This window comes from Leifsonia poae (genome assembly GCF_050632865.1).
Classification (GTDB): Bacteria; Actinomycetota; Actinomycetes; order Actinomycetales; family Microbacteriaceae; genus Leifsonia; species Leifsonia poae_B.
In genome coordinates, this window is sequence record NZ_JBODSA010000003.1 from 947494 (window position 1) to 964540 (window position 17047).

A 17047-nucleotide genomic window follows, 5' to 3' on the forward strand; every position below is an offset into this window, starting at 1 on the left:
GCTCACGCCCGGCGCAGCATCCGCAGCCCGGCGGGGACCGACAGCACCGCGATGGCGGTCACGAAGACCACGAGCACCGGGACCAGCGGCCACAGGATGAGGGCGACGCCCACGAGCAGCACCGGCAGCGCCAGGCCGATGTAGGCGATCAGGAAGATCGCGGCCAGCACCTCGCCACGCCGCTCCGGCGCCGCGAGCGAGGCGGCCGCCGCGATGGCCGAGCGGAACTGCAGCCCGACACCCGCTCCGGCCAGCACGCCGCTGACGACGAACACCGCGAGCGACGCGAGCAGCACGCCCGCGGCCAGGCCGCCGAGGCCCAGGAGCATCAACACCAGCGCGAGCACCAGCTGCGCCCGTCCGGAGAGTCGGGCGAACACGATCTGCGACACGGCGGAGGCGGCGAACACCGCGAAAGGAACGGCGCCGGCGAGCAGGTGCGAGGTCTGGTGCAGCGTCCCGGCGAGGACGCTCGGCGCGAGGGAGGTGAACAGCCCGAAGACCGCGAACCCGGCGAAGGCGGCGACCGCGGCGGCCGAGAAGGCGCCGCGCGCCTCGGCTGGCAGCGAGATGCGCTGAGGGCGGTAGGCCGGGCGCTCCTCGGCCCGCTCCACCGTCTCCGGCACGACCACGACGGCGACCGCGGCGACCGCGAGCAGCACGAGGAAGACCGCGTACGGCAGCAGCAGCGGTGCGGGGAGGAACTGCGCGAACGCCCCGCCGATCAGCGGGCCGAGCGCGAGGCCGCCCGTGTTCACGACGGTGGACACCGTCCCGGCGAGCCGTGGACCCTCCTCCGGCTTGGCCACCGCCCGCAGCTCGCTGAGGTGCGCTGTGGCGCTCGCGGTGAGGGCGCCGACGCCGATCCCGGACAGGGTGCGTGCGACGATCAGCCCGGCCACGTCGTTCCACACCAGGAACAGCGCGGCGGCGACGATCTCGACCAGCACGGCGATGAGCACCATCCGGCGGCGTCCCGCCCAGTCGCTCAGGTGGCCGATCAGGAACAGGCTCGCGATGACGCCGACGGCGTACGCGGCGAAGATCACGGTGACCACCCAGGTGGGGAACCCGTCGCGCGCCTGGTACAGCGCGTAAAGCGGGGTGGGGATGGTGGAGAACGCCATCACCGCGAGGAACGCCGCGGCGATGACCCAGAAGCCGGCTCCGTGACGGAGGCGGAACGGTCGGCGGAGGTCTGCGGGGGTGTCGAGTGCGGCGGTCATGCTTCGATGATGCTTCGCCGTATCCATCGAGTCCAACGGAAATAGACGATGATGAGCATCGACGAATACGATTGGGTGCGTGGACACGCGCCAACTCGAATACCTCGTCGCCGTCGCCGACGAGCAGAGTTTCACGCGGGCCGCCGAGCGCGTGTTCGCCGCCCAGTCGACCGTCTCGGCCGGCATCCAGAGCCTGGAGCGGGAGCTCGGCGCACCACTGTTCGAGCGGGACGCGCACGGCGTCCGTCTGACCGATGTGGGGGAGGCCGTGCTCGCCGAGGCGCGTGTAGCGCTGCGCGGCGTCGACCGGATGCGCGAGCTCGCCGACCGCGACGGGCCGTTGCGCGGCACGGTCCGCGTCGGCATCTTCACCAACCTGACGACCGTCGACCTGCCCGGGATCATGGGCGAGTTCCACCGCCGCCACCCCGGGGTCGACCTGCGTCTCGGGCCGTCACCCAGCGGATCCACGGGTCTTGTCGAGGACGTGCGTCAGGGGCGACTCGACATCGCGTTCCATGGCCTGCCCGACGCGGTGCCCGACCTGCTGACGCGTCCGCTCACTTTCTCGCCGTTCCGTGCGGTGCTGCCGGAGGCGCATCCTCTCGCCCGCACGCGCGCGGTGTCGCTGGCAAACCTGGCGGAGGAGCCGTGGGTGGATGCGCGCGCGGGCTTCGGCAATCGGGTGACGCTCGACCGGGCCTTCGCTGCCCTGGGGCTGACCCGCCGCGTCCCGACCGAACTGTCCGACCTGGGCGAGATCCCGCGGTTCGTGGCCGCCGGCCTCGGGGTCGCGGCGCTGCCCGAGCTGACCATCATCCCCGCCGCCGGTGCCGTGGTGCGGCCGCTCCGGGAGCCGGTCGACTGGCGGTTGAGCGCGATCGCACGGCAGCGTCCCGGGCGTGCGGCGGAGGCCATGCTCGCGCTGCTCGAGGAGCGCATCCCCGGGGTATGACCGGAGACCTACCGCACACCTCCCGGATGCGCGAGACTCGGCGCGAGATCGGGCGCGGCGGGCGGTCGGCGGGCAGGGCGAGGACGGTGGGGACAGTGGCGGACGTGACGGACGACCTGCGGGCGGAGCTGCGGCACCGCATCCGCCCGATGCGCGGCCGGAACCCGCGCGAGCGGGGCCGCACGACGACCCCGCTGGAGCTGCTGTACGACCTGACCTACGTTGTCGCCTTCGCCGCGGCGTCCGATCAACTGGCCGAGCAGCTGAGCCACGGCGACATCTGGCCGGCGCTCGGCGCGTACGTCTTCGCGATCTGGGCGGTCAGCTGGGCGTGGCTCAACTTCACCTGGTTCGCGTCCGCGTACGGCAACGACGACGTGCTGTTCCGGCTGGCGACGATCGTGCAGATGATCGGCGTCATCGTGCTCACGTACGGGCTGCCGGTCAGCTTCGATCGCGCGGCGCACGGCGAGAGCCCGAACAACCTGCTGATGGTGATCGGCTACATCATCATGCGCGTGCCGCAGATCCTGCTCTGGCTGCGGGCGGCGCGGGAGGATCCGGACCACCGCCCGAACGCGCTCTCGTACGTCGTGATCATCTCGATCGCGCAGGTCGGCTGGCTGCTGACCGCGATCATCCCGCTCCCGGTCCCGGTCGTGGTGACGGCGCTGGTCGTGCTCGCCCTCTTCGAGATGGTCGCCCCGGTGGTGGCCACCCGCCTCTACGGCTTCTCGCCGTGGAACGCCGGACACCTCGCCGAACGCTTCGCTCTCCTCACGCTGATCACGATCGGGGAGGTCATCGCCGGGACCACGGCCGCGGTCGGCGCGCTCACCACGGAGGAAGGATGGTCGGTGGAGGCCGTGCTCATCGCCTCCTCGGGCCTGGTGATGGCGGCAGCGGTGTGGTGGACGTACTTCCTGGTGCCGTCGCGGATCATCCTGGAGCGGCGGCCCGAACGCGCCTTCCCATGGCGCTACGCCCACGTTGCGCTGTTCGGCTCGATCGCGGCGATCGGAGCCGGCCTGCACCTGACCACGATCGCCGTCGAGAAGGGCGGAGTCTCGCTGCTCGGCGTCGCGCTGGCCTTGGCCGTGCCGCTCGCGCTGACGATCGTGCTGATCTTCCTCACCTGGAGCGTGCTGCTGCGCTCGTTCGATCTGACGCACCTCCCGCTGCTGCTCGTGACTCTCGCGCCTCTGGCTGCCGCCGTCGTGGTGGGCGCGCTGTGGCATCCAGGTGAAGGGATCGACCTGGAGCAGCCGGGCTCGATGACCGCGCTCAGCGTCGTGATCGGGCTCGTGGCACTCGGAGCGGTCGTCGAGGTGGTCGGCCACGAGCTGGTCGGCTTCCGCCACACGCTGCGGGCATGGCGCAATGACTCGTCGGGGTCGCCGCTCAGCTCCGCAGCGCCACGCCCGTCATGACCTCCGAGGTCTGCCAGAGGCGAGCGGCCAGAGCCGGATCCGACGCCCGCGCCGACCGTGCGATGGGCTGCGCGCCGCCGCGCATGTGCAGCAGGTGCTGCGGCCCGACGAATGTGCCGCCCGGCACCTCCTCGGTCGCCGCGTACAGCACCGGCAGGGCGCCGTGCTCCGCATCCTGGCCCAGCCGGGGGAGCAGGCGGTCGAACAGGTTGCGGCGGCTCCCGGCCGGAGCGTCGTAGATCGCCGTCGTCACCAGTCCGGGATGCGCCGCCACGGCCCGCACGGCCGATCCTCTGTCGCGGAGGCGGCGGTCCAGTTCGGCGGTGAACAGCAGGTTGGCGAGCTTGGAGTCGTTGTAGGCGCGCGCCGGATCGTAGGGCCGCTGCTCCCAGTTCAGATCGTCGAAGTCGAGCCGCCCCATCCGCTCCGCCTGCGAGGCGAGCGTGACGACGCGGCCGGTCACGTGCGGGAGCAGCAGGGTGGTCAGCGCGAAGTGCCCGAGGTGGTTGGTGCCGAAGTCGAGCTCGAAGCCGTCCGCCGTCCGCGTGAGCTCCCGGGCGTAGACGCCGGCGTTGTTGATCAGCAGATGGATTGGGCCGCTCCAGTCTGCGGCGAACCTGTGGACGGACGACAGGTCGCCTAAGTCAAGCGCTCGGACCTCCGTCGAACCCGGCATGTCGGCGGCGACCGCGGCGCCCTTCGCCTCGTCCCGGACGGCGAGCAACACATGGGCGCCGGCGGCCGCGAGGGCACGGGCCGTAGCGCGGCCGATGCCGCTGGAGGCGCCCGTCACGATCGCGTTCAGGTTCGTCAGATCGGGGAGAGGGGATGCGCTGTAATCGGCCATGGCTGCAAAAGTAGACAATGACTACATTGTTGTCAATGACTACATCCCGCTAGGATCGACAGGTGGACTCGACCTACCATCACGGCTCGCTGCGCGAGGCGCTGCTGGCCGAGGGGCGCCGCCTGCTGGCGGAGGAGGGACCCGCCGCCGTCACGCTCCGCGAGCTCGCCCGACGCACCGGGGTGAGCCACGCCGCTCCCAGCAGGCACTTCGCCGACCGGGATGCCCTGCTCGCGGCGCTCGCCGCGGAGGGGTTCGATGAGCTGACCGCCGACCTCCGCCGGTCCGCCGAGAACGATGACCTCGAGGACCGCCTGACCTCCTACGCACGCGCCCACGTCCGGTTCGCGATCGAGAACGGGCCCCTGGTCGCGCTCATGTTCGCCCGCAAGCCGCTCCCCGGCGAACCCGATGCGGAGGCCGCAGCCCGCTTCTACGCGCTGGGAGCCGAGCTGCTGGGCGAAGCACCGGGCGAACCGGTCGGCCCCATGCCGTACGTCCTGGCCGGAACGCTCGAGGGCATCGGCGCGCTCGTGGTCGCCGGGCGCCTCGCCCCCGACCGCGTGGACGCGGTGGTCGACGAGGCCGTGTCGATGCTGCTCCCGCGGGTGCGCGAGCAGCTGGCGCGGCGGGACGGCGGGGCCGGGTCAGTCGGCGGTGGCGCGGGCGTCGGTCAGTGAGCCGGTCTCCCGGCCTTCATCCGTCTTCCGCGTCTTCCGCAGGCTCAACACGGCCGCGACCGCGATGACCAGCCCGATGAACGTCAGCGAGAACCAAATCGGGATCTCGGGGATCCACTTCACGGGCTCGCCGCCGTTGATGAACGGCAGCTCGTTGACATGCAGCGCGTGGAAGACGAGCTTCACGCCGATGAAGGCGAGGATGACCGCGAGGCCCTGCGACAGGTAGACCAGCCGCTCGAGGAGCCCGCCGATGAGGAAGAACAGCTGGCGGAGTCCCATCAGCGCAAACGCGTTCGCCGTGAACACGATGTACGCCTCGCTGGTGAGGCCGTAGATCGCCGGGATGGAGTCCACCGCGAAGACGACGTCGATGAGGCTGATCGCGATGATGGTCAGCAGCATCGGGGTGACGAAGCGACGCCCGTCCTTCTTCACGGTGAGACGGTCGCGGTGGTACTCGTCGGTCACCGGGAGGTGGCGGCGCAGGAAGCGCATCGCCCGGTTGTCGGAGGGGTCGGCGTCATGCGACGCGAACGCCTGCCGCCACGCCAGGAACAGGAGCAGCGCGCCGAAGAGGTAGAAGATCCAGGCGTAGTTCTGGATCAGCGTGGCGCCGACCGCGATGAAGATTCCACGCAGCACGAGGGCGATGATGATGCCGATCATCAGCACCTTCTGCTGGTACGCCTTCGGCACGGCGAACGCAGACATCAGCAGCAGGAAGACGAACAGGTTGTCGACCGAGAGCACCTTCTCGGTGAGGTAGCCGGCGAAGTACTCGCCGCCGTAGTTCCAGCCCGAGACGAAGCCGACTCCGACGCCGAACAGCAGCGCCAGACCGATGTAGAAGGCGGACCAGCGCGCCGACTCGCCGATGGTCGGCTCGTGCGGCTTGCGGACGTGCGCGAAGAACTCGTAGACGAAGAACGCGATCGTGACGGCGATCGTGATGATCCAGATGAGCGGGGTGACCTGCACCGGGACTCCAAGGGGATAGGCGTAGCGACTCGCCAAGGTCTCCTCCGCCCCGGCCGATCGACGGCTGCGGGACCAGCGGCCCGGGATGCGATGGCGCATCCGTAATGACGGACTCACTGCAAGCGGGAGTACTCCCCTTGATGCCTCCACTGTACCGGCGAGGCGGGAGGCCCGGCTGGGAATCCGCCGGGCCGGCGTCATCGCGCGATCAGCCTCCGGTCGTACGCGGTCGCGACTCGCGGCCGATCCGGCGCCACCGTGCCGCTTCCTACGCTCGCAGGATGAGCACCACCGTCCCTGCCGCAGCCTCCCGTCACCGCGTCGTCCTTTTCGCGTTATTCGCCGTCTACCTCGGCCTGCTCGCGTGGGCGGTGCTGTGGAAGCTCGGGATGCCCACCCTCGACGGCGGCACCCGTGCGGTGAAGCTCGTGCCGTTCGTCGCCGGCGACGGCTACGGCGACAACACCCTGCCGGAGATGGTCGCCAATGTGGCCCTGTTCGTCCCCTTCGGCATCTACGCCGGACTGCTCGCGCGGCGCCGCCGCTGGTGGCAGGTGGCCGTCGCGGCGGCGATGCTGAGCGTCGGGTTCGAGACCCTGCAGTTCGTGCTGGCGGTGGGGAGCTCGGATGTGACGGACGTCATCCTGAACACCACAGGTGCTGTCGTCGGGGTCGCCGTGCTGGCGGTCGTTCGGGGTGCGTTCCGCGAGCGGACCTCGTCGGTGCTCGTCGGCGTGTGCGCGACCGGCACGGTGCTCGCTCTCGCGGCCGGCGCGGTGTTCGCCGCGGGGCCTCTCCGGTACGGACCGCCGCCGGGGGAGCGGCCGCAGCTCGTCCGGGAGGCCCGGACGCCGTAGCGGCACATCAGGGCGCCGTCAGTTCGCCGCGTTCGATCGCCTCATCCGTTCGTCCTCCCCCGGGGTCGCCGTCGTCCACGGGTTGCAGCCTGTCCTCGAAGAAGACGCGCGCGAGGGCCGCGCGCACGCGGTCGCCGATCCGCAGCCGGCCGTCCTCGGTCGGATGCGCGTCCTCGGCCTGCGCGGCGACCGGGCCGGCCAGGCGGTAGCGTTCGGCCGCCTGCACCCGCGCGTGCACCTCGACGTACTCGCCGCCGGGCAGCCGGACGATCCGACCCGTCTCGTAGCCGTGCAGCAGGATGTCGCGGTCGCGCTTCTGCAGCGCCAGGCAGATGCGCCGGGTCAGCAGGAAGGCGATGATCGGGCCGGCGACGACGATCCCCTGGTACAGCGCGACGACCGATTCGACCGTGACGTGGAAGTGCGTGGCCACGAGGTCCGCGCTCCCGGCTCCCCACAGGGCGCCGTAGAAGACGAGCGCGCCGACGCCCAGGCCGGTGCGCGTCGGCTCGTTGCGCGGCCAGTCCAGGATGCGGTGCTCGCGGTGATCGCCGGTCACCCACTCCTCGACGAACGGGTAGACCGCCACGGCGAGGAGGAACAGCCCGACGACGGCGAGCGGGATCAGGACGGCGAGCGTCCAGGTGCGCCCGAGCCAGTCGACCTCCCAGCCGGGCGGGACGAGGCGCAGCGCCCCGTCGAGGAAGCCGGTGTACCAGTCCGGCTGGCTCCCCGCCGACGCGTCGCCGGGCGAAGACGGCCCGTACAACCAGACCGGACTGATGGTGACGGTCGCGGCGACCAGCAGCAGGCAGCCCGTGACCACGGCGAACAGCCCTCCCGCCCGCACGGCCAGGTTCGGCCACACCGGCAGACCGACCACGCGATCCTCGGTGCGTCCCGGCCCGGCGAACTGCACCGGCCCGTTCACGTACGCGCTGCGGGCCCGCGCCGCGATCAGCACCACCAGCAGCGCCGGGACGACCGCCACGTGGATCGGGTACAGGTTCTCGATGATCCGGCCCGGGAACTCGCCGCCGAACAGCAGCGCCGATAGCCAGGTGCCGACGACCGGGATGCCGAGCACGATCCCCTCGACGATCCGCAGGCCGGTTCCGGAGAGCATGTCGTCGGGCAGGGCGTAGCCGCTCCAGCCCCCGCGAGCGCCGTGATCAGCAGGCCGAACAGCAGCACCCAGGAGAGCCGCCGCGGCCGCCGGAACGCGCCGGTGAAGAACGTCACCGCCAGCTGCAGGATGAGCGCCGCCGGAAGGAGCAGCGCCGCCCAGTGGTGCGCCTGCCGCACCAGGAGGCCGCCCGGCAGCTCGAACGAGATCGCGAGCGTCGACTGCAGCGCCTTCGACATCTCCGCGCCGGCCAACGGCAGATACGGACCGTCGTAGGTGACGCGTTCGCTCGACGGCGTGTACACGAACATCAGGATGAAGCCGGCCACGAACAGCACGACCACACAGGCGAGGGCGACCACCCCGAAGAGGTTCGTCCAGTGGAGCGGCGCTCGCCGCATCCTGAGCTCGTCGCGCAGCGCGGCGGCGCGGCGGCCGCCGGATGTCGACGACACCAGCCGGGAGAGGCGCGCGGTGACGGACGGACGGTGCCTGCGATCGACGGGCATCACAGCCTCCCTGGCTCGGCTCGATTCGTTCATGAGCTAAGACACGGCAGCGTCCGGATCTGTGACAGTGCGCGGGGCTGCCGCCGCCTCGGCTCCAAGCGAGCGCCCGGCAGCCTCATAGGAATCTCTGGCCTTCTCACGGCGGAGGCATAACCCGCGCCTGCCTCGCTCCGACCTGCGCGCGGTGTGCTGTCCCCATCCACACCAGCGAGAGGATCACCATGAACGCCACCACGAACCACCGCCGACTCAGGATCGGGCTGTCCGCAGCCGTCGCGGCCACGGTCGTCGCAGGATCGGCGTTCGGGGTGGCGGTGTCCGCCTCGGCGGCCGGGACCTCAGCCGTGGCGTCGACCAGCGCGTCGCCCGACATCCACACGGCACTCGGACGCGGAGGATACGGCTCGGGATACGGCTCCGGCTCCGGCTCCGGCGGCCAGGCATCCGGGGACGCCTCTACCAGCACCCTCGGCTCCGCCACCGCCGCGCAGGAGATCGGCGTCGTGGACATCACCTCCGAGCTGGCCTACGACCAGGCGGAGAGCGCGGGGACGGGCATCGTGCTCACGTCGACCGGCGACATCCTGACCAACAACCACGTGGTGGAGGGCGCGACCAGCATCAGCGTCACCGTCGTCTCGACCGGCGCGGTCTACACGGCCGCCGTGGTCGGCACCGACGCGACCGACGATGTCGCCGTCCTGCAGCTGACCGGCGCGTCCGGCCTCCAGACCGCGCACCTCGACACCGCGGGCGACACCGCGGTCGGCGAGGCCGTGACCGGTGTCGGTAACGCGGGCGGAACCGGCGGCACCCCTTCCGCTTCGCCGGGCACGGTGACCGCGCTGGAGCAGACCATCACCACGCAGGCCGAGCAGACGGCAGCGTCAGAGACGCTGCACGGCCTCATCCAGACCGACGCCGACATCCAGGCCGGCGACTCCGGCGGCCCGCTCTTCGACGCGGCCGACCAGGTCATCGGCATCGACACAGCCGCGGCTCAGGGCGGGGCGACGACCGCGGGGTACGCCATCCCGATCGAGGATGCGCTGGCCATCGCGGCGCAGATCGAATCCGGGCAGGCGTCGGCAACGGTGACGATCGGGTACCCGGCGTTCCTCGGGATCGAGGTCGCGTCGGCCGCCGACGAGTCCGGGGCAGGATACGGGTACGCGTACGGCTCGACCGCCACCTCCGGCGCGGCCGTCTCCGGTGTCATCGACGGCGGTCCGGCGGCCGCGGCGGGACTGACCGGCGGCGAAACGATCACGGCCCTCGGCGGCACCGCGATCGGCTCCGCCCAGGACCTGACCGACGCGCTCGCCGCACTGAAGCCGGGCCAGACCGTCAGCGTCTCGTGGACGGACGCCGAAGGCTCCACCCACACCGCCGACGTCACGCTGGCGCAGGGGCCGGTCGCCTGAGGTCAGACCGGCGCCAGCGCCTCGAACGGCCCGTCGGGCAGCGTCACCTCGATGGCATCCCCCGGCTTCACGACCCCACCGGCGAGCACGACGGCCATGACCCCGGCCTTCCGGACGACCTCACCGGCGGCATCCACCCCGACGACCTCCTTCAGCAGGCCCGGCCGGAAGCGGTCGATCTGCACGCACGGGTTCCGCAGTCCGGTGAGCTCGACGACGGCCTCGGGGCCGAGGCGCAACCGGGTGCCGCGGGGAAGGTCGAGGATCGCGAGGCCCGACGTCGTGACGTTCTCGCCCAGCTGCCCCGGTTCGACGTCGGCCGTCACCTCGTCGAACAGCTCCGAGTGGATGAGGTGGACCTGCCGCAGGTTGGGCTGCGTCGGATCCCTCCGCACCCGGGAGAGGTGCTGGACCGTCTCGCCGAAGTGCGCATCCCCTTCGACCCCGAGGCCGGCGACGAGCGTGATCGCGTCTTCCGCGCTCTTGGAGAAGCGGTGGTCCGCCGCTCGGCTGACCCCGGTCACGCGTGCGCTCGTCATGGCACCATTCTGGTGTGACGACGACGACGATCGAACGGGACTGCGTGATCGCGGGCGGCGGCCCGGCGGGGATGGTGCTGGGATACCTGCTGGCCCGCGCCGGTCTGCGCGTGACCGTGCTGGAGAAGCATTCCGACTTCTTCCGCGACTTCCGCGGCGACACCATCCATCCGGCCACCATCGGCCTCCTCGGCGAGCTGGGCCTCAGGGACCGCTTCCTTCGGCTGCCGGTCAACCGCATCCCGAGCCTGGACGCGGTCGTCGACGGGCAGCGCATGACGATGGTGGATTTCCGCACGCTGCCGAAGCCGAACGACTTCCTCGTTCTCGCGCCGCAGTGGGATTTCCTGAACTTCCTGGCCGATGAGGCGAAGGAGTTCTCGACCTTCGACCTGCGCATGAGCACGGAGGCGACCGGCCTGATCGTCGAAGGTGGCGCGGTCCGCGGCCTGCAGGCGACCGGATCCGAGGGCGAGCTCGAGGTGCGGGCGACGTTGACCGTGGCCGCCGACGGGCGCAGCTCGGTCCTGCGGGATGCCGCAGGGTTCGTGCCGGACGAATCCGGGTCGCCGATCGACGTGCTCTGGTTCAACCTGCCGAAGCCGGCCGACCCGCCCCCGCCGACCCTGGCCTACCTCTCGTCCGAAGGCATGGTGCTGACCATCGACCGCGGAACGAACTATCAGTCGGGAATGGTGATCCGGAAGGGCGGGTACGACGAACTGCGGTCAGCAGGGCTCGCCGACCTGCGCGCGCGGATCGTCGGCGCGGCACCGCTCCTGAGGCCGGTCGTCGACACCCTCGCCGACTGGGACCAGATCAAGCTGCTGTCGGTGCAGATCAACCGCATCCCGCGCTGGTGGCGTCCGGGCTTCATCGCGATCGGGGATGCGGCGCACGCCATGTCGCCCATGTTCGGTGTCGGCGTGAACTACGCGATCCAGGATGCCGTCGCCCTCGCCAACGCGATCAGCGGCGACCTGCGCTTCGGCTTCGCACCGTCCGACACGCTGGCCGCGGTGCAGAAGCGCCGCGAGAAGCCGGTCGCGACGATGCAGCGGCTGCAACGGATCGGCCAGAACGCGATCGCGAAGCAGCGGCGAGGCCATCGGATCGCTCCGCGCTGGGCGCTGCGCGCGTTGAGGGTGTTTTTGCCGCTCATCCGCCCGCTCGCAGCGCGGTTCATCGGCCTGGGTCTCGGCCGCGAGCACGTTGCTGCGGCGCTCCGCCGGCGAGAGGGCGATGCCCGCTAGCCTCTCCCGATGCTCATCGCGGTGCCGGGTCGCCGGCCGGCCTGGTCAAGCCGTCCAGCAGGATCGTGATCATCCGACCTGCGCGGCCGTCGGCGTCGCCGGGGTGGTCGTCGGCGAGGCGACTCAAGGCGTGGATGAGGTCTTCGGCTTTGACGTCCGGACGGATGGAACCGTCCGCGGCGCCCGCGTCGAGGATCTGCTGGACCTTCGGCGCGAGCACACCGAGGAACTGTCCGGGCAGCGGAGCGTAGGCCGGGTCGCCGGAGTGTAGCGCGCTGGAGAACCCGCGCTTCGTCGCCACGAATCGGGCGAGGCTCCCGGCCCAGCGGCGCAGCGCCTCGGCCGGCGGGTACTCCGCGCCGAGCCGGTCCGCCTCCGCGGCCGTCGCCTCCAATTCGCGCCGGAAGACCGCGATGATGAGGTCCGAGCGCTGGGGGTAGTTGCGGTAGATGGTCCCGACGCCGACACCGGCGCGGGCGCTGATCTCGCGCATCGGCGCGTCCACGCCGAGCTCGGCGAACGCGGTCTTCGCGGCCTCCAGCACCGCCTCGGTGTTGCGCACCGCGTCGGCGCGTCTGCGGCGTGGTTCCGCTTCGCCGGCGATGGACATGCAGCTCCTCCGTGACAAACGGAACAATGTTCCGTATAGTTGCGGACGAGTGTTCCGCTTAGTCGAGCGTACCGCGTCCGAGGCGGGAACACCGAATGGAGGACCACATGAAGTACCGCCCCCTCGGCCGCACCGGCATCCACGTCTCGCCCTTCGCGCTCGGCGCGATGATGTTCAGCTCGTTCGGCAACAGCGACCAGGACGACGTGAACCGGATGATGGGCCGCGCCCTCGACGCCGGGATCAACCTGGTCGACACCGCCGACGCCTACGGCGACTCGGAGGAGATGGTGGGCCGCGCGCTCAAGGGACGGCGCGACGACGTCGTCCTCGCATCCAAGTTCGCGCGTCCGGCCGGAGACGACCCGAACCACCGCGGCGGGTCGCGCCGCTGGATCATGACCGCCGTCGAGAACTCGCTGCGCCGTCTGCAGACCGACCACCTCGACCTGTACCAGATGCATCGCCCCGACCCGGCGACCGACATCGAGGAGACCCTTTCGGCGCTGACGGACCTCGTGCGCAGCGGCAAGGTCCGGGCGATCGGGTCCTCCGACATGCCCGCGTCGGAGATCGTCGAGGCGCAGTGGGTGGCCGAGCGTCGCGGACTCGAGCGGTTCCGCGTCGAGCAGCCGCACTACTCGCTCCTGGACCGCGGCATCGAGCGGGAAGTGCTCCCGATGGCGCAGAAGTACGGCATGGGAACCGTGATCTGGAGCCCGCTGGCGAGTGGGATGCTGACCGGCCGCGTCCGCCGCGGGCAGGAGAGCGACCTCCGCCGCACGCAGCTGTTCGCCGCCCTGCGCGACGAGCGCCGCATCGACGCGGTGGAGCGGTTCATCCCGCTCGCCGAGGAGGCCGGGCTGCCGCTGACCCACCTCGCGCTCGCCTTCGTGATCGCGCACCCCGGCGTGACGGCCGCGCTCATCGGCCCGCGCACCATGGAGCAGCTGGATGACCTCCTCGCCGCCGCCGACGTCGAGCTCTCCGACGACCTCCTCGACCGCATCGACAAGATCGTGCCGCCCGGGACCGGCGTCGGCCGGATGGACCAGGAGTACAACACGCCCCCGATCGTGGATGCCGCGCTGCGTCGCCGCGCGGTTCCGGAGCGGTCGGCCGCGTGACGCCGTCGGCGGTCGCGGACATGATGGAGGCGTGAACCGGACCGATCGCCTCTACGCCCTCGTCGAGGAGCTGCGCGGCGTAGCGCCCCGGCCGCGCAGCGCGCGCTGGCTCGCCGAACGGTTCGCCGTGTCCACGCGCACCATCGAGCGCGACCTCACGGCACTGCAGGAGGCGGGCGTGCCGATCTGGGCGGAGAGCGGCCGCGCCGGCGGGTACACGCTCGACGCCTCGGCCACCCTGCCTCCGGCGAGCTTCACCGCCGACGAGGCCCTGGCGCTGCTGATCGGCCTGGGGCGGCTCCGGCGCGGTCCGTTCGAGTCGGCTGCGACGACCGCCATGCGGAAGATCCTGGCCGTCATGCCCGACGAGGAGGCGCGGCGCGCGACCGTCGCCGCCTCCCGCGTCCACCTGCTCGAGCCCGACGAGGACCGGCCCCCGGTCGTCCCTGGGCTGGCCGCGTCCCTCCGCTCGGACCGCGTCGTCCGGCTCGCCTACCGCGACCGCGCGGGCGAGACGAGCTTTCGCGACGTCGAACCGCTCGGGTCGATCGTGAAGGGCGACACCTGGTACCTGATCGGCTGGTGTCGGTTGCGGGACGGCGTTCGGGCATTCCGCGGCGACCGCATCGTCTCCCTCGAGCTGACAGACGAGCGGCCGCCGCGGCGCGTCCTCCGCCGCGAGGACCTGGACATCCCGTTCGGCACGCTGCGCCCGGTGGTCGACGAGCTGCGCTGACGAACGGCGCTGACCATCTGCGGAAACACCGACAGGACGGTGTCGCCGCACCCGCGCAGGCTGCAGAGGTCGACCAACGTCGGCCAACCGTCAGTCAGGAGATCGTCATGTCGTTCGCATCCATCCGCATCGTCACCGAAGACGTGGACCGCCTCGCCGCGTTCTACGAGCGCGTCACCGGTCGGCCCGCCGAGAGGCCGGCTCCGGTCTTCGCCCAGTTCGCGGGTGACGGCGCGACCCTCGCCATCGCGAGCACCGCGACTGTCGCCATGCTCGGCGACGCCGTCGGCACCTCGGCCAACCGTTCGGTCATCATCGAGTTCGAGGTCGGCGACGTCGACGCCGAGTTCCAGCGGCTGGGTGTGGAGGAGGCGGACGTGGTCCTGCCGCCGACCACGATGCCGTGGGGAAACCGCTCGGCGCTCGTACGCGACCCGGACGGCAACGTCGTGAACCTGTTCGCGCGTCCCGCCGGGGCTCCTCCGGTCAGCCTGGAGTCGTGAATGCTCAGGCGTCGACCCCCGTGAGTTCCACGGAGAGGTCCCACAGGCGTCGAGCGTTCTCGGCGTCGAGCGCGTACTCGGTGACCCCGCGTCGCACGCCCGGGGTGAACGGCTCCGCCTGCTGGGCGTCCTCGAAGTAGGTTCCCGTGACGCCCTCGACCAGGGGCGAGGCGGCGAGCAGCACCGAGGTCGCCGCACCCTGGGCGATGGTCTTCTCCGAGACGCCGGTCGCCCCGGCGGGGTCGAAGCTCTGCGGGGGCGTGTCGATGTGGCGGCCCAGGTTGGTGCCCCAGATCCGGCCGGGGTTGAGGGCGTTGACGGCGATGCCGTCCTTCGCCCACCGCTTCGCGGCCTCGACGGCGAAGAGGATGTTCGCCGTCTTCGACTGGGCATAGGCGAGCCACGGGTCATAGGGCTCCGCGGTGAAGTCGGGGTCGTCGAACCGGACCGGGCCGTTGACGTGCCCGACGGAGCTGACGACCACCACGCGCGCGTCACCCGCGGCCGCGAGCGCCGCATGCAGGCCCACCGTCAGCGCGAAGTGTCCCAGGTGGTTCGTGGCGAACTGCAGCTCGCGGCCCTCCGGCGTGCGCTGCTCCGGCGTCGCCATGACCCCTGCGTTGTCGACCAGGATGTGGAGCGGCCCCGTCCACGCCTCCACGAACCGGCGCACCGACTCCAGGTCGGCGAGATCCAGCACGGCCGGGTGGACGGAAGGATTGCCGGTGCTCTCCGAGATCTCGCGCGCGGCGGTCTCCGCTGCCTCGAGGCGGCGCGCCGCGATCGTGACGTCCGCTCCGGCGGAGGCGAGCGCACGGGCGGTCTCGTAGCCGAGCCCGGCTGCACCGCCGGTGACGACCGCTCTGCGGCCGGTGAGGTCGACGCCGGCGATGACCTCGTCCGCGGTCGACTGGGCGCCGAACGGCGTGGTGATTCGTTCCGACATCGTGGATCCTTCCCCTAAGCTCTAAGTGGAGCCTGGTCCGCTTATGGGTACGAGCATAAACGGAGCCGGGTCCGTTTGCAAGGAGGAGCCATGACCCGACCGCTGCGTGCCGACGCGCAGGCGAACCACGATCGGCTGCTGGAGGTCGCCGCGTCGGCCTTCGCCCGGGAGGGGACGAACGCCTCCTTGAAGGCGATCGCCGCGGAGGCAGGGGTCGGGATCGGGACGCTCTACCGCCGATTCCCGGCGCGCGAAGACCTCGTCGAGGCCGTCTACCGCAGCGAGACCGAGCGGCTGTCGCTGGCGGCCGGGCGCCTCCTCGAGGAGCAGGAACCGCGCGAGGCGTTGCGATCGTGGATGGAGCAGTTCGTCGACTACATGCTCACGAAGCAGGGCATGTCGGACGCGCTGCCGGTCATCCTCGCGACTCGAGACGGCCTCCGCGCCCACAGCAGGGAGGTGCTGGAAGAGGCGGTCTCGCACCTCGTGACCGCCGGCCGTCAGGCGGGCGACCTCCGCGGCGACCTCGACCCGTCGGACGTGCTCATGGCAGTCGGCGGCATCACGCTGATCGCGGGTCACGAGGGTCAGCGCGAACTCGCGTCCCGGCTCATCGACCTGCTCTTCGAAGGGTTGGTGCCCCTCACACCCGGCTCGTGACCGAGTCCCCCGCCAGCCGCTGCGACAACCACACCGGGATGATCGCAAGGATCGTCAGCACCGCCGCCACCACGTTCACCACGGGAGCCTGATTCGGCCGGAAGAGGTTCTGGAAGATCCAGATCGGGAGGGTCTGCACCGCCGGCCCGGCCGTGAAGGTCGTCACCACGATCTCGTCGAAGCTCAGGGCGAAGGCGAGCAGCACGCCGGCGGCGAGCGCGCCGCGGACCTGCGGCAGCGTCACCCAGAGGAACGTCTGCCAGCCGCGCGCCCCGAGGTCGCCGGACGCCTCCTCGAGCGAGCTGCCCATGCGCCGCAGCCGCGCCTTGCACGTTGTTGTAGACGATCACGATGCAGAAGGTGGCGTGGCCGATGATGACCGTGGCGATCCCCAGCGTCACGCCCAGCGGCCCGAGCACGGTGGTGAACGTCGACGCGAGCGCGATGCCCGTCACGATGCCGGGCAGCGTGATCGGCAGCACGACCAGGAAGTTGATGCTCTGCCGCCCGAAGAACCGGAAGCGCTGCACCGCGAACGCCGCCATCGTGCCGAGCACCAGGGCGATGGCCGCCGCGGCCAGCCCGCAGAGCACCGAGGTGGCCAGCGCGTCCGCGGCACCGCGGGAGTGGAAGGCGTC

General features: G+C 71.3%; 18 protein-coding genes. 10 read left to right on the forward strand and 8 right to left on the reverse strand.

What is annotated here, in order from left to right:
• Positions 1 to 2: 2 nt before the first annotated feature.
• Positions 3 to 1226, reverse strand: a complete 1224-nt coding sequence (locus ACRAWB_RS14945; RefSeq protein ID WP_431354035.1) for an MFS transporter — start codon at positions 1224 to 1226, stop codon at positions 3 to 5.
• Between the two features lie 79 nt (positions 1227 to 1305).
• On the opposite strand from ACRAWB_RS14945, the gene ACRAWB_RS14950 reads away from it, so the two are divergent.
• Positions 1306 to 2181: a LysR family transcriptional regulator gene (locus ACRAWB_RS14950; RefSeq protein ID WP_431354036.1), complete on the forward strand. Its 876-nt coding sequence runs from the start codon at positions 1306 to 1308 to the stop codon at positions 2179 to 2181.
• Positions 2182 to 2285: 104 nt separating this feature from the next.
• Positions 2286 to 3611: a low temperature requirement protein A gene (locus ACRAWB_RS14955; RefSeq protein WP_431354037.1), complete on the forward strand. Its 1326-nt coding sequence runs from the start codon at positions 2286 to 2288 to the stop codon at positions 3609 to 3611.
• On the opposite strand, the gene ACRAWB_RS14960 is transcribed toward ACRAWB_RS14955, so the two are convergent.
• Positions 3583 to 4458: an oxidoreductase gene (locus ACRAWB_RS14960; protein WP_431354038.1), complete on the reverse strand. Its 876-nt coding sequence runs from the start codon at positions 4456 to 4458 to the stop codon at positions 3583 to 3585. The genes ACRAWB_RS14955 and ACRAWB_RS14960 overlap by 29 nt on opposite strands.
• A gap of 62 nt (positions 4459 to 4520) precedes the next feature.
• On the opposite strand from ACRAWB_RS14960, the gene ACRAWB_RS14965 reads away from it, so the two are divergent.
• The gene (locus ACRAWB_RS14965) at positions 4521 to 5138 is read left to right on the forward strand and encodes a TetR/AcrR family transcriptional regulator (RefSeq protein ID WP_431354039.1); all 618 of its coding nucleotides are present in this window, start codon (positions 4521 to 4523) and stop codon (positions 5136 to 5138) included.
• Here ACRAWB_RS14965 and ACRAWB_RS14970 read toward each other — a convergent pair.
• A complete protein-coding gene (locus ACRAWB_RS14970) occupies positions 5106 to 6119 on the reverse strand; it encodes a TerC family protein (RefSeq protein WP_431354040.1) in 1014 nt (337 codons plus the stop codon). The two genes, ACRAWB_RS14965 and ACRAWB_RS14970, sit on opposite strands and share 33 nt — an antisense overlap.
• Before the next feature lie 281 nt (positions 6120 to 6400).
• On the opposite strand from ACRAWB_RS14970, the gene ACRAWB_RS14975 reads away from it, so the two are divergent.
• Positions 6401 to 6976, forward strand: a complete 576-nt coding sequence (locus ACRAWB_RS14975) for a VanZ family protein (RefSeq protein WP_431354041.1) — start codon at positions 6401 to 6403, stop codon at positions 6974 to 6976.
• Positions 6977 to 6983: 7 nt separating this feature from the next.
• On the opposite strand, the gene ACRAWB_RS14980 is transcribed toward ACRAWB_RS14975, so the two are convergent.
• On the reverse strand, positions 6984 to 8102 hold the full coding sequence (locus ACRAWB_RS14980) for a cytochrome b N-terminal domain-containing protein (protein ID WP_431354042.1): 1119 nt from the start codon (positions 8100 to 8102) through the stop codon (positions 6984 to 6986).
• Between the two features lie 730 nt (positions 8103 to 8832).
• Here ACRAWB_RS14980 and ACRAWB_RS14985 point away from each other — a divergent pair.
• The gene (locus tag ACRAWB_RS14985) at positions 8833 to 10035 is read left to right on the forward strand and encodes a S1C family serine protease (RefSeq protein WP_431354043.1); all 1203 of its coding nucleotides are present in this window, start codon (positions 8833 to 8835) and stop codon (positions 10033 to 10035) included.
• A 2-nt stretch (positions 10036 to 10037) separates the two neighbouring features.
• On the opposite strand, the gene ACRAWB_RS14990 is transcribed toward ACRAWB_RS14985, so the two are convergent.
• Positions 10038 to 10574: an MOSC domain-containing protein gene (locus ACRAWB_RS14990; protein ID WP_431354044.1), complete on the reverse strand. Its 537-nt coding sequence runs from the start codon at positions 10572 to 10574 to the stop codon at positions 10038 to 10040.
• A 14-nt stretch (positions 10575 to 10588) separates the two neighbouring features.
• Here ACRAWB_RS14990 and ACRAWB_RS14995 point away from each other — a divergent pair, with 14 nt between their 5' ends.
• The gene (locus ACRAWB_RS14995) at positions 10589 to 11827 is read left to right on the forward strand and encodes an FAD-dependent oxidoreductase (RefSeq protein WP_431354045.1); all 1239 of its coding nucleotides are present in this window, start codon (positions 10589 to 10591) and stop codon (positions 11825 to 11827) included.
• Positions 11828 to 11840: 13 nt separating this feature from the next.
• On the opposite strand, the gene ACRAWB_RS15000 is transcribed toward ACRAWB_RS14995, so the two are convergent.
• Complete coding sequence (locus ACRAWB_RS15000; RefSeq protein ID WP_431354046.1) at positions 11841 to 12437, reverse strand: TetR/AcrR family transcriptional regulator; 597 nt, start codon at positions 12435 to 12437, stop codon at positions 11841 to 11843.
• Between the two features lie 107 nt (positions 12438 to 12544).
• On the opposite strand from ACRAWB_RS15000, the gene ACRAWB_RS15005 reads away from it, so the two are divergent.
• From ACRAWB_RS15005 to ACRAWB_RS15015, 3 genes are all read left to right on the forward strand, one after another.
• A complete protein-coding gene (locus tag ACRAWB_RS15005; RefSeq protein WP_431354047.1) occupies positions 12545 to 13564 on the forward strand; it encodes an aldo/keto reductase in 1020 nt (339 codons plus the stop codon).
• A gap of 31 nt (positions 13565 to 13595) precedes the next feature.
• Positions 13596 to 14300: a helix-turn-helix transcriptional regulator gene (locus ACRAWB_RS15010; RefSeq protein WP_431354048.1), complete on the forward strand. Its 705-nt coding sequence runs from the start codon at positions 13596 to 13598 to the stop codon at positions 14298 to 14300.
• Between the two features lie 107 nt (positions 14301 to 14407).
• The gene (locus ACRAWB_RS15015) at positions 14408 to 14803 is read left to right on the forward strand and encodes a VOC family protein (RefSeq protein WP_431354049.1); all 396 of its coding nucleotides are present in this window, start codon (positions 14408 to 14410) and stop codon (positions 14801 to 14803) included.
• Between the two features lie 4 nt (positions 14804 to 14807).
• Here the strand turns inward: ACRAWB_RS15015 and ACRAWB_RS15020 are convergent, their stop codons facing one another.
• Positions 14808 to 15749, reverse strand: a complete 942-nt coding sequence (locus tag ACRAWB_RS15020; RefSeq protein WP_431354050.1) for an SDR family NAD(P)-dependent oxidoreductase — start codon at positions 15747 to 15749, stop codon at positions 14808 to 14810.
• Positions 15750 to 15839: 90 nt separating this feature from the next.
• Here ACRAWB_RS15020 and ACRAWB_RS15025 point away from each other — a divergent pair, with 90 nt between their 5' ends.
• Positions 15840 to 16409: a TetR/AcrR family transcriptional regulator gene (locus ACRAWB_RS15025; RefSeq protein ID WP_431354051.1), complete on the forward strand. Its 570-nt coding sequence runs from the start codon at positions 15840 to 15842 to the stop codon at positions 16407 to 16409.
• On the opposite strand, the gene ACRAWB_RS15030 is transcribed toward ACRAWB_RS15025, so the two are convergent.
• A complete protein-coding gene (locus tag ACRAWB_RS15030; RefSeq protein WP_431354052.1) occupies positions 16393 to 16719 on the reverse strand; it encodes an ABC transporter permease in 327 nt (108 codons plus the stop codon). The genes ACRAWB_RS15025 and ACRAWB_RS15030 overlap by 17 nt on opposite strands.
• Between the last annotated feature and the right edge of the window lie 328 nt (positions 16720 to 17047).

Coding starts and splice junctions, on each gene's coding strand:
- ACRAWB_RS15020 (WP_431354050.1), bottom strand. CDS start 15,749: ATGTCGGAACGAATCACCACGCCGTTCGGCGCCCAGTCGACCGCGGAC.
- ACRAWB_RS14960 (WP_431354038.1), bottom strand. CDS start 4,458: ATGGCCGATTACAGCGCATCCCCTCTCCCCGATCTGACGAACCTGAAC.
- ACRAWB_RS15005 (WP_431354047.1), top strand. CDS start 12,545: ATGAAGTACCGCCCCCTCGGCCGCACCGGCATCCACGTCTCGCCCTTC.
- ACRAWB_RS15025 (WP_431354051.1), top strand. CDS start 15,840: ATGACCCGACCGCTGCGTGCCGACGCGCAGGCGAACCACGATCGGCTG.
- ACRAWB_RS15030 (WP_431354052.1), bottom strand. CDS start 16,719: ATGGGCAGCTCGCTCGAGGAGGCGTCCGGCGACCTCGGGGCGCGCGGC.
- ACRAWB_RS14985 (WP_431354043.1), top strand. CDS start 8,833: ATGAACGCCACCACGAACCACCGCCGACTCAGGATCGGGCTGTCCGCA.
- ACRAWB_RS14945 (WP_431354035.1), bottom strand. CDS start 1,226: ATGACCGCCGCACTCGACACCCCCGCAGACCTCCGCCGACCGTTCCGC.
- ACRAWB_RS14990 (WP_431354044.1), bottom strand. CDS start 10,574: ATGACGAGCGCACGCGTGACCGGGGTCAGCCGAGCGGCGGACCACCGC.
- ACRAWB_RS15015 (WP_431354049.1), top strand. CDS start 14,408: ATGTCGTTCGCATCCATCCGCATCGTCACCGAAGACGTGGACCGCCTC.
- ACRAWB_RS14975 (WP_431354041.1), top strand. CDS start 6,401: ATGAGCACCACCGTCCCTGCCGCAGCCTCCCGTCACCGCGTCGTCCTT.
- ACRAWB_RS14980 (WP_431354042.1), bottom strand. CDS start 8,102: ATGCTCTCCGGAACCGGCCTGCGGATCGTCGAGGGGATCGTGCTCGGC.
- ACRAWB_RS15000 (WP_431354046.1), bottom strand. CDS start 12,437: ATGTCCATCGCCGGCGAAGCGGAACCACGCCGCAGACGCGCCGACGCG.